The sequence below is a fragment of the Isoptericola maris genome, assembly GCF_048065335.1.
GTDB lineage: Bacteria > Actinomycetota > Actinomycetes > Actinomycetales > Cellulomonadaceae > Isoptericola > Isoptericola rhizosphaerae.
On sequence record NZ_JBLUNY010000001.1, the window covers coordinates 831,617 to 841,906 of the forward strand.

8 protein-coding genes and 1 rRNA gene are annotated in these 10,290 nt (G+C 71.7%); 2 read left to right on the forward strand and 7 right to left on the reverse strand.

Annotated elements, in window-relative coordinates:
* Window positions 1-97: 97 nt before the first annotated feature.
* A complete protein-coding gene (ilvD, locus tag ACH5HR_RS04145; protein ID WP_416476380.1) occupies window positions 98-1,795 on the reverse strand; it encodes a dihydroxy-acid dehydratase in 1,698 nt (565 codons plus the stop codon).
* A 39-nt stretch (window positions 1,796-1,834) separates the two neighbouring features.
* On the reverse strand, window positions 1,835-3,697 hold the full coding sequence (ilvD, locus tag ACH5HR_RS04150; protein WP_402370807.1) for a dihydroxy-acid dehydratase: 1,863 nt from the start codon (window positions 3,695-3,697) through the stop codon (window positions 1,835-1,837).
* Window positions 3,698-3,939: 242 nt separating this feature from the next.
* Between ilvD (ACH5HR_RS04150) and ACH5HR_RS04155 the strand changes: the two genes are divergently transcribed.
* Complete coding sequence (locus tag ACH5HR_RS04155) at window positions 3,940-4,497, forward strand: DoxX family protein (RefSeq protein WP_416476382.1); 558 nt, start codon at window positions 3,940-3,942, stop codon at window positions 4,495-4,497.
* Window positions 4,498-4,558: 61 nt separating this feature from the next.
* Entirely contained in the window at window positions 4,559-5,920 is a 1,362-nt protein-coding gene (locus ACH5HR_RS04160) for a cryptochrome/photolyase family protein (RefSeq protein WP_416476417.1), read from the forward strand.
* A gap of 21 nt (window positions 5,921-5,941) precedes the next feature.
* Here the strand turns inward: ACH5HR_RS04160 and ACH5HR_RS04165 are convergent, their stop codons facing one another.
* The 5 genes from ACH5HR_RS04165 to rrf form a co-directional block, all read right to left on the reverse strand.
* Window positions 5,942-6,532: a GNAT family N-acetyltransferase gene (locus tag ACH5HR_RS04165; RefSeq protein WP_416476384.1), complete on the reverse strand. Its 591-nt coding sequence runs from the start codon at window positions 6,530-6,532 to the stop codon at window positions 5,942-5,944.
* Entirely contained in the window at window positions 6,529-8,031 is a 1,503-nt protein-coding gene (gatB, locus tag ACH5HR_RS04170) for an Asp-tRNA(Asn)/Glu-tRNA(Gln) amidotransferase subunit GatB (protein WP_416476386.1), read from the reverse strand. Before gatB ends, ACH5HR_RS04165 begins: the two co-directional genes overlap by 4 nt.
* 12 nt (window positions 8,032-8,043) lie before the next feature.
* Window positions 8,044-9,564: an Asp-tRNA(Asn)/Glu-tRNA(Gln) amidotransferase subunit GatA gene (gene gatA / locus ACH5HR_RS04175; RefSeq protein WP_416476387.1), complete on the reverse strand. Its 1,521-nt coding sequence runs from the start codon at window positions 9,562-9,564 to the stop codon at window positions 8,044-8,046.
* Window position 9,565: 1 nt separating this feature from the next.
* Window positions 9,566-9,862, reverse strand: coding sequence for an Asp-tRNA(Asn)/Glu-tRNA(Gln) amidotransferase subunit GatC (gatC, locus tag ACH5HR_RS04180; protein WP_402370795.1), 297 nt, complete (start codon window positions 9,860-9,862; stop codon window positions 9,566-9,568).
* A 149-nt stretch (window positions 9,863-10,011) separates the two neighbouring features.
* Window positions 10,012-10,128 (reverse strand): 5S ribosomal RNA (gene rrf / locus ACH5HR_RS04185).
* Window positions 10,129-10,290 lie beyond the last annotated feature (162 nt).

The window sequence follows — 10,290 nt, forward strand, 5'->3', positions numbered from 1 at the left end:
ACGCGAGCCGCCGGCCCGCCGACCGGACGCCCGGCGGCCTCACTGCGGCGTGCCGCACCTCGACCGGCTCCGGGTGGACGTCCCCCCGCGGCCGGTCTCAGCCCAGCACCGCGCCGCGCGACGCCGACTGCACCAGCTTCGTGTACTTGGCGAGCACGCCCCGGGTGTAGCCGTGCGGCACGGGCTCCCAGCCCGCGGCGCGACGAGCGGCGAGCTCCGCGTCGCCGACGAGGACGTCGAGCGTCTTGGCCGCGACATCGAGGCGGATCCGGTCGCCGTCGCGCACGAACGCGATCGGTCCGCCGTCGACCGCCTCGGGCGCGATGTGCCCGACGCACAGCCCCGTCGTCCCGCCGGAGAACCGGCCGTCGGTGATGAGCAGGACGTCCTTGCCCAGGCCGGCACCCTTGATCGCCCCGGTGATCGCCAGCATCTCGCGCATGCCGGGCCCGCCCTTCGGCCCCTCGTACCGGATGACGACCACGTCGCCGGCCTGGATCGTGCCGTCCTCCAGAGCGTCGAGCGCCGACCGTTCGCGCTCGAACACCCGGGCGGTGCCCTCGAAGACGTCCGAGTCGAAGCCCGCGCTCTTGACGACCGCGCCGTCCGGGGCGAGCGACCCGTGCAGGATCGTGATGCCGCCGGTCGGGTGGATCGGCTCGGCGAGCGCCCGCAGGATCTTGCCGTCCGGGTCCGGCGGGTCGATCTCCGCCAGGTTCTCGGCCACGGTGCGGCCGGTGACCGTCAGGCAGTCACCGTGCAGCAGGCCGGCGTCGAGCAGCGCCTTCATGATGACCGGCACGCCGCCGATGCGGTCGACGTCGTTCATGACGTAGCGCCCGAACGGCTTGAGGTCGCCCAGGTGAGGCACGCGGCTCGCGACCCGGTCGAAGTCGCCGAGCGTCAGGTCGACCTCCGCCTCGTGCGCGATGGCGAGCAGGTGCAGCACGGCGTTGGTCGACCCGCCGAACGCCATGACGACGGCGATCGCGTTCTCGAACGCCTCCTTGGTGAGGATGTCCCGCGCGGTGATGCCGTGGCGCAGCATCTCCACGACCGCCTCGCCGGAGGCGTGCGCGAACGTGTCGCGGCGGCGGTCGGCCGACGGCGGGGCCGCCGACCCGGGCAGCGACATGCCGAGCGCCTCGGCGGCCGAGGCCATCGTGTTCGCGGTGTACATCCCGCCGCAGGCGCCCTCCCCGGGACAGATCGCCCGTTCGATGCGGTCCACGTCCTCGCGGCTCATGAGCCCGCGCGAGCACGCACCGACCGCCTCGAAGGCGTCGATGATCGTGACGTCCTTCTCCGTGCCGTCCGAGAGCTTCACCCAGCCCGGCATGATCGAGCCCGCGTAGAGGAAGACGCTGGCGAGGTCGAGCCGGGCGGCCGCCATGAGCATGCCGGGCAACGACTTGTCACAACCGGCGAGCAGCACCGATCCGTCCAGCCGCTCTGCCTGCATCACCGTCTCGACCGAGTCGGCGATGACGTCGCGGCTCACGAGCGAGAAGTGCATCCCCTCGTGCCCCATCGAGATGCCGTCCGAGACGGAGATGGTGCCGAACTCCAGCGGGAACCCGCCGCCCGCGTGCACGCCGTTCTTCACCGCGCCGGCGAGCCGGTCGAGCGACAGGTTGCACGGCGTGATCTCGTTCCACGAGCTCGCCACCCCGATCTGCGGCTTGGCGAAGTCGTCGTCACCGAGCCCGACGGCGCGCAGCATCCCGCGCGCGGCGGTGGCCTCCAGACCGTCGGTGACCTGGCGGGAGCGGGGCTTGATGTCAGGCGTCGTCATGCCCCGAGCGTAGGGCGGGCGGCGGCACGGGGCGAGGGGTCAGCGTCGCGTGACCAGCGAGACGTCGCGCACGGCACCGCGGTCGGCCGACGTCGCCATCGCGGCGTAGGCCTGCAGCGCGGGCGAGACGTACCTGTCGCGGTCCACGGGCTGCCACGGGTTCTCCGAGGACTCCATCTTGGCGCGGCGCTCGGCGAGCACCGCGTCGGGCACATTGAGCCTGATGGCACGCGAGTCGACGTCGATCTCGATCTCGTCGCCGTCCTCGACCAGGCCGATGAGACCGCCCGCCGCCGCCTCGGGAGAGACGTGCCCGATCGAGATGCCGCTCGACCCGCCGGAGAACCGGCCGTCGGTGATCAGCGCGCAGACCTTGCCCAGGCCTCGGCCCTTGATGAAGGAGGTCGGGTAGAGCATCTCCTGCATGCCCGGTCCGCCGGCGGGGCCCTCGTAGCGCACGACGACGACGTGGCCCGGCTCGACCTGCTTGGTGAGGATCTTGTCGACCGCGTCCTCCTGCGACTCGCACACGAGGGCCTTGCCGACGAAGTGGAAGACGTCCGGATCCACGCCCGCGGTCTTGAACACGGCACCGTCCTCGGCAAGGTTCCCGCGGAGCACCGCGAGCCCGCCCTCGACGGTGTAGGCGTGCTCGAGGTCGCGGATGCAGCCCTCGGCGGCGTCGGTGTCGAGCGACTCCCACCGGTTGGACGTCGAGAACGCCTGGGTGGTGCGCACACCGCCCGGAGCGGCGTGGAACAGCTCCAGGGCTTGGCTCGTCGGCCGGCCGGAGCGGATGTCCCAGTCGTCCAGCCATGCCTCGAGCGTCGGGGTGTGCACGCTGGTCACGTCGGTCTCGAGGAGGCCGGCTCGGCGGAGCTCGCCCAGCAGGGCGGGGATGCCGCCCGCCCGGTGCACGTCCTCCATGTGGTAGTCCGGGTGGTTGGGGGCCACCTTGCTCAGGCACGGCACGCGGCGGCTGATGTCCTCGATGTCCGCGAGGGTGAAGTCGATCTCGCCCTCCTGCGCGGCGGCGAGCACGTGCAGCACCGTGTTGGTCGAGCCGCCCATCGCGACGTCGAGCGCCATCGCGTTGTGGAACGCCGCCTTCGTGGCGATGCCCCGCGGCGCCGCGGAGTCGTCCTCGTCGTCGTAGTACCGCTTGGCCAGGTCCACGATCGTGCGGCCCGCCTCGAGGAACAGCTCCTTGCGCGCGGCGTGCGTGGCCAGCGTGGAGCCGTTGCCCGGCAGCGACAGGCCGAGCGCCTCGGTGAGGCAGTTCATGGAGTTGGCGGTGAACATGCCGGAGCAGGACCCGCAGGTGGGGCAGGCCGCCTCCTCCACCTTGGCCAGCGCATCGTCGGAGACGTTGTCGTCCGCCGAGTAGTTGATCGCGTTGATGAGGTTGAGGCTGGTCTTGGCGACACCGTCGGCCACGATCGCCTTGCCGGCCTCCATGGGCCCGCCCGAGACGAAGATGACCGGGATGTTGAGCCGCAGCGCCGCGTTCAGCATGCCCGGGGTGATCTTGTCGCAGTTCGAGATGCACACCAGGGCGTCCGCGCAGTGCGCGTTGACCATGTACTCCACCGAGTCCGCGATGAGGTCGCGGCTCGGCAGGGAGTAGAGCATGCCGCCGTGCCCCATCGCGATGCCGTCGTCGACGGCGATCGTGTTGAACTCCTTGGCCACACCGCCGGCCTCCTGGATCGCCCCGGCGACGAGGTCGCCCATGTCCTTGAGGTGGACGTGCCCGGGGACGAACTGGGTGTAGGAGTTCGCGATCGCGACGATCGGCTTCCCGAAGTCCTCCGATCCCATACCGGTGGCGCGCCACAGCGCGCGGGCGCCCGACATGTTGCGGCCGTGGGTGGACGTGCGGGAGCGCAGGGGGCGGCTCATGTCACTGCTCCTTCGGTGCGTCGGCGTGCCGCAGGCGGCACGCTCGCGCAGCGTACGCCGTCGTACGCCGCACCGGCACACCCGTCCCGCGACGTGGGCGTACGGGATTGTCCCTCACCGTTTCACCAGGTGGACGGATCCGTACGCATAAACGCTTCACCTCGCGCCGGACGCTGGTCACCGCCTCTCACCGGTGCTCACGATGCGGAGGCCCGTTATCCGACGAACGAGGACGAGACACCATGGCCACGATCTCCGCACCGACCAGCACCCGCTCCGTCGCCGACGACACCGGAGCGTCCGCGACCAGCGTCGCGGCCCGCCGTGCGCTCGCCTGCTGTCGCCTCCTGCTCTCCGTCGTCTTCCTGTGGCCCGTAGCCGACAAGGCGTTCGGCCTGGGCTACGCCACGCCGCCCGAGGCCGCCTGGCTGACCACCGGGACGTCGCCGACGGCCGGCTACCTGGAGCACGCCAGCGGACCGCTGTCGCAGTCCCTGGCAGCCGTCTCGGGCCCGGTCGTCGACGCGCTGTACATGCTCGGCATGCTCGGCACGGGCCTGGCGCTGCTCCTCGGAGTGGGGATGCGGGTCGCCGCGGCCGCCGGCGGCCTGCTCATGCTGTCCCTGTGGCTGTCGACATGGCCGTTCGCGGCCGGATCCCACAACCCGCTCGTCGACGAGCACGTCGTGTACACCGCGCTGCTGGTGGCGCTGGCACTGACACGTGCCGGGGACACCTGGGGGCTCGGACGCGCCTGGGCCGCCTCCCCGGTACCCGGCGCCCGCACCCTGCTGCGCTGACCGCCGACCGCGGGCCGCGACGCGGGACCCGGACTACCGTGGTCCGGTGCCCTCGACCGTGATGTGGTTCCGTCGCGACCTACGGCTCGCCGACAACCCGGCCCTGCTCGCCGCCGTCGAGCAGGCCCACGCCGACGATGCCGGCGTCGTCGCCCTCTACGTGCTCGACGACGCCCTGTGGTCGCGGGCGAGCAGCAACCGGCTCGCCTACCTGCTCGACTCGTTGCGAGCGCTGGACGCGGCCTGCGCGGGAATGCTGGTCGTGCGGCACGGGGACCCGCGCGTCGTCGTCCCGCACCTCGCGCAGGACGTGGGCGCCGACGAGGTCCACGTCGCCGCGAGCCACGAGCCGTACGGGCGGCGGCGCGACGACGCCGTCGGCACCGCGCTCGCGGCCGCCGGCCGACGTCTCGTGGCGACGGGCTCCGCCTACGCCGTCTCGCCCGGCCGGCTCCGCACCGGCGGCGGCACCCCCTACCGGGTCTTCACGCCCTTCCGTCGGGCCTGGCTCGAGCACGGCTGGCGCGCACCGGCTCACCGCCCGCACAGCGTCCCCTGGCACCAGCTCGCCGCGGAACCGCTGCCCGCTGCCCCGGCGCCCACCGCGCGGCTCCCCCGCGCCGGGGAGGCCGCCGCACACCGGCGATGGCGGGAGTTCCTGCGGGAAAAGCTGCGAGGCTACGCCGAGAACCGTGACCGCCCCGACCTCGCCGGCACCTCGGCGATGTCGGTGCACCTGCGCTGGGGTGAGATCCACCCCCGCACGATGCTCGCCGACCTCGCGGCCGCCCGGTCGGACGGCGTTCCCGCCGACGACGTCGCGACGTTCCGCTCAGAGCTGTCCTGGCGGGAGTTCCACGCCGACGTGCTGCACCATCAGCCGCTCGCCCGCACGCGTTCGCTGCGCACCGTCGTCGCCGAGGACACCTGGGCCCGGGGCGACGCGGAGCAGGAGCGGCTCACGGCCTGGGCGGCAGGCCGCACGGGCTACCCGTTCGTGGACGCCGGCATGCGCCAGCTCCTGGCCACGGGGTGGATGCACAACCGGGTCAGGATGGTCGTGGCGTCGTTCCTGGTCAAGGACCTGCACGTGCGCTGGCAGCAGGGTGCGGCGCACTTCATGGCGCACCTCGTCGACGGCGACGTGTCCCAGAACCAGCTCAACTGGCAGTGGGTCGCCGGTACCGGGCACGACGCGGCGCCCTACTTCCGCATCTTCAACCCGGTGACCCAGGGCAAGAAGTTCGACCCCGACGGCGTGTACGTCCGGCGCTGGGTCCCGGAGCTGCGGGACGTCCCGGCGGACCGGGTGCAGGAGCCGTGGCGACTGGACGAACCGCCCTCGGACTACCCGGCGCCGATCGTCGACCACGCCGTCGAGCGACGTGTCGCGCTCGACGACCTCCAGCGCGGACGGTCCTGAGACCCTTCCACCACGCTGCTGCTAGCCCGCACGGCCCTGGTGGTCGCGGAACTCGTCCTCCAGGACGCTCATCACGATCGCGTCCGCCCAGGTGCCGCCGTCGCGGTAGACCTCTCGCAGGCGACCCTCCTCGACGAAGCCCAGCGACGCGTACAGCGCCTTGGCCCGAGGGTTGATGCTCAGCACGTCGAGGCCCACCCGGTGCAGCCGCGGGCCAGGGTCGTCCGGCACGCCGAGGAAGGCGAACGTCAGCACCTGCTCGATCGCCTCGCGACCGTACCCACGACCGCGGTAGTCGGGCAGCATCTGCAGGCGCAGGTTCGCGCTGCGCGAGACGTCGTCCAGCTCGTTCAGGACGATCTCGCCGATCATCTCGTCGCTGACCAGCTCGCCGTCGCGCACCGCACCGGGGGTGATCGCCCAGTCGTAGCGGCCCTCGCGGTCGCCGACGGTGGCCGCCCACTCATCGATCTGCGTCCGCGTGAACCTCGCCGTCGTCCCGGACAGGCGCATGCCTTCCGGATCGTGCAGCGACTCCCAGAGCCTGTCCGCGTCCCCCGCCACCATCGGTCGGAGCCGCATCATCTCCCCGTGCAGCAGCGGTGGTCTCACGTCCCGATCCTCTCCAGGACGAGCTCACGCACCCGCTTCGCGTCGGCCTGGCCCTTGGTGGCCTTCATCACGGCGCCGATGATGGCGCCGACAGGCCCCTGGTTGCCCCCGCGGACCTTCTCCACGACGTCGGGCTGGGCGGCGAGGGCCTCGTCGATGGCAGCCAGCAGGGCGCCGTCGTCCGACACGATCTCGAGGTTCCGCGACACGACGACCGCCTCCGGGTCGCCTTCCCCGGCGAGCACGCCGTCGAGCACCTGCCGGGCGATCTTGTCGTTGATCCGGCCGGAGTCGACGAGTCCCTGGAGCTCGCCGATCTGCGCGGGGGTGATCGGCAGGTCCGCCAGCTCCCGCTCGTCCTGCTTCGCGCGCCGGGCCAGCTCGCCCATCCACCACTTGCGGGCGGCGGCCGGGCTGGACCCCGCGGCGATGGTCGCCTCGATGAGCTCGATCGCTCCGGCGTTGACGACGTCCCGCATCTCGGCGTCGGCGTACCCCCACTCCGTCTGCAGCCGGCGGCGACGCGCCTGCGGCAGCTCGGGAAGGGTCGTGCGGATCTCCTCGACCCAGGCCCGCGACGGCTCGACGGGGACCAGGTCCGGCTCGGGGAAGTATCGGTAGTCCTCGGCGTCGGACTTCACACGACCCGAGGTGGTGGTGCCCGTGTCCTCGTGCCAGTGCCGCGTCTCCTGGACGATCGTCTCGCCGGCGTCGAGCGCCCCCGCCTGGCGGGAGATCTCGTGCCGGACCACCCGCTCCACCGACCGGAACGAGTTCACGTTCTTGGTCTCCGTGCGGGTGCCGAGCGGGGACCCCGGCGTGGGCCGCAGCGACACGTTGACGTCGGCGCGAACGTTGCCCCGCTCCATCTTGGCCTCGGACACGTCGAGCACGCGGAAGATGTCGCGCAAGGCCTGCACGTAGGCACGCGCGACCTCTGGTGCGCGGTCCCCCACGCCGGTGATCGGCTTGGTGACGATCTCCACCAGCGGGATCCCCGCCCGGTTGTAGTCCACGAGCGAGTACTCCGCGCCGTGGATACGGCCCGTGGAGCCACCGACGTGCGTGTTCTTGCCGGCGTCCTCCTCCATGTGCGCGCGCTCGATCTCGACGCGGTGGATCGTGCCGTCCTCGAGCTCGACGTCGAGCCAGCCGTCGAACGCGATCGGCTCGTCGTACTGGGAGGTCTGGAAGTTCTTCGGCACGTCCGGGTAGAAGTAGTTCTTCCGGGCGAACCGGCACGACTCCGCGATCTGGCAGTTCAGCGCCAGGCCGATCCGGATCGCGTACTCCACCGCCGTGCCGTTGACGACCGGGAGCGCACCGGGCAGCCCGAGGCTCACCGGCGTCGTCTGGGTGTTGGGCTCCGCGCCGAACGAGGCCTCGGCCGCGCAGAACATCTTGGTGCGGGTGCCGAGCTCGACGTGCACCTCGATGCCGAGCACCGGGTCGTACCGGCGGACCGCGTCGGCGTAGTCGACCATCTGGGTCACAGTCATCTCCTTCGTGGGTCAGCCGAGCTCGGGTGCGCGATCGAGCAGCGGGCCGCCCCAGCGCGCCTCGAGGGCGGCCTCGAGCGCGGCGCCGACGCGGTAGAGGCGGTCGTCCGCCTTCGCCGGGGCGAGCACCTGGAACCCGGTCGGCAGGCCGGGGCCACCCTCCGGCGGGACCGACAGGCCGTTCGGCACCGAGATGCCCGGTACGCCCGCGAGGTTCGCCGGGATCGTGGCGACGTCGTTGAGGTACATGGCCAGCGGGTCGTCGAGCTTCTCGCCGAGCTTGAACGCCGTCGTGGGCGCCGTCGGGGAGACGAGCACGTCGGCCTGCTCGAACGCCGCGTCGAAGTCGCGCTGGATCAGCGTCCGCACCTTCTGCGCGCTGCCGTAGTACGCGTCGTAGTAGCCGGCGCTCAAGGCATACGTGCCCAGGATGATGCGGCGCTTGACCTCGTCGCCGAACCCCGCCCCACGGGTCGCGGCCATGACGCGTTCGGCGGTGACCGGGCCTTCCTCGGGCTCGACGCGCAGGCCGAACCGCATGCCGTCGAACTTGGCGAGGTTGCTCGACGCCTCGGCCGGCAGGATGAGGTAGTAGGCGGCCAGCGCGTACTCGAAGTGCGGGCAGGAGACCTGGACGATCTCCGCCCCGGCCTCCTCGAGCAGCTCGAGCGACTCCTCGAAGCGTGCCTGGACACCGGGCTGGTAGCCCTCGCCCTGGAGCTGCTCGACGACGCCGACGCGGAGGCCGGTCAGGTCGCCGAGCGAGCCCTGGCGGGCAGCTTCGACGAGGTCCGGCAAGGGCTCGGGGATGGAGGTCGAGTCGCGGGGGTCGTGCCCACCGATCAGCTCGTGCAGCAGCGCGGAGTCCAGGACCGTGCGGGTCACGGGCCCGGCCTGGTCGAGGCTCGAGGCCAGGGCGATCAGCCCGTACCGCGAGACGCTCCCGTAGGTCGGCTTCACGCCGACCGTGCCGGTCACGGCGCCCGGCTGGCGGATCGAACCACCGGTGTCCGTCCCGACGGCCAGCGGAGCGGCGAAGGCCGCCACGGCAGCCGCCGACCCGCCGCCGGAGCCACCGGGGATACGCTCCAGGTCCCACGGGTTGTGCGTGTTGCCGTAGGCCGAGTGCTCCGTCGACGAGCCCATGGCGAACTCGTCCATGTTGGTCTTGCCGAGGATCGGCATGCCGGCGGCACGGATGCGCTCGACGAGCGTCGCGTCGTACGGCGGGACCCATCCCTCGAGGATCTTCGAGCCCGCCGTCGACGGCATGCCCTGGGTCACCACGACGTCCTTCACAGCGATCGGGACACCGGCCAGCGGGTGCAGCGTCTCGCCCGCAGCCCGGCGCGCATCGACGTTGCGCGCGGTGGCGAGCGCATCCTCGGCGGAGACGTGCAGGTAGGCGTGCACCGCGGGCTCGACGGCGGCGATGCGGTCGAGGTACGCCTGCGTCACCTCGACGCTCGTCACCTCGCCGGCGCGGAGCCTCTCGGCGATCGCGGACGCCGACAGTCTGGTCAGGTCGGTCATGTCACTCCTCCCCCAGGATCTGCGGCACGGCGAACCGACCGTCTTCTGCCTCCGGCGCACCCGCCAGCACGTCGGCGACGGGCAGCGAGGGGACGGGCTCGTCCGCCCGGAAGACGTTGGACAACGGGAGCGGATGGCTCGTGGCAGGGACCTCGGGGGTCGCGACCTCGCTCACCTTGGCGATGGAATCGACGATCACGTCGAGCTCGCCGGCGAGCCGGTCGAGCTCGTCCGGGCGCAGCTCGATCCGCGCCAGCGCGGCGACACGCGCGACCTCGTCACGGGAGATGGTGGACATGACCGCAAGTCTAATGGTCCCCGGGTGCTCTTCCGGGCGCCGTGGCGTCACATCCTTGTGAACAGTGCCATGCGCGCCGAGCACGTTGTCGGGGGTATGCAGCGAGGCCCCCCGCACCGTGTGGTGTGGGGGGCCTGGCTGTGAAGGGTGTCCGGCGGCGTCCTACTCTCCCACCCCGTCTCCAGGGCAGTACCATCGGCGCTGAAGGGCTGAGCTTCCGGGTTCGGTATGGGACCGGGCGTTTCCCCTTCGCTGTGACCGCCGTAACGTTGTCGAGTTGTGTGGGTGCCCGACCTGCCCTGTGGTGGGGGTGGGTGGGGTGGTGCCCGTTTCTCGGGAACCGCACAGTGGACGCGTGCATGCAAGTGTGTTGTGTTGAAGTTGTTGGCTTATTAGTACCGGTCAGCTGCGACAGTCGTTGGTCCTGT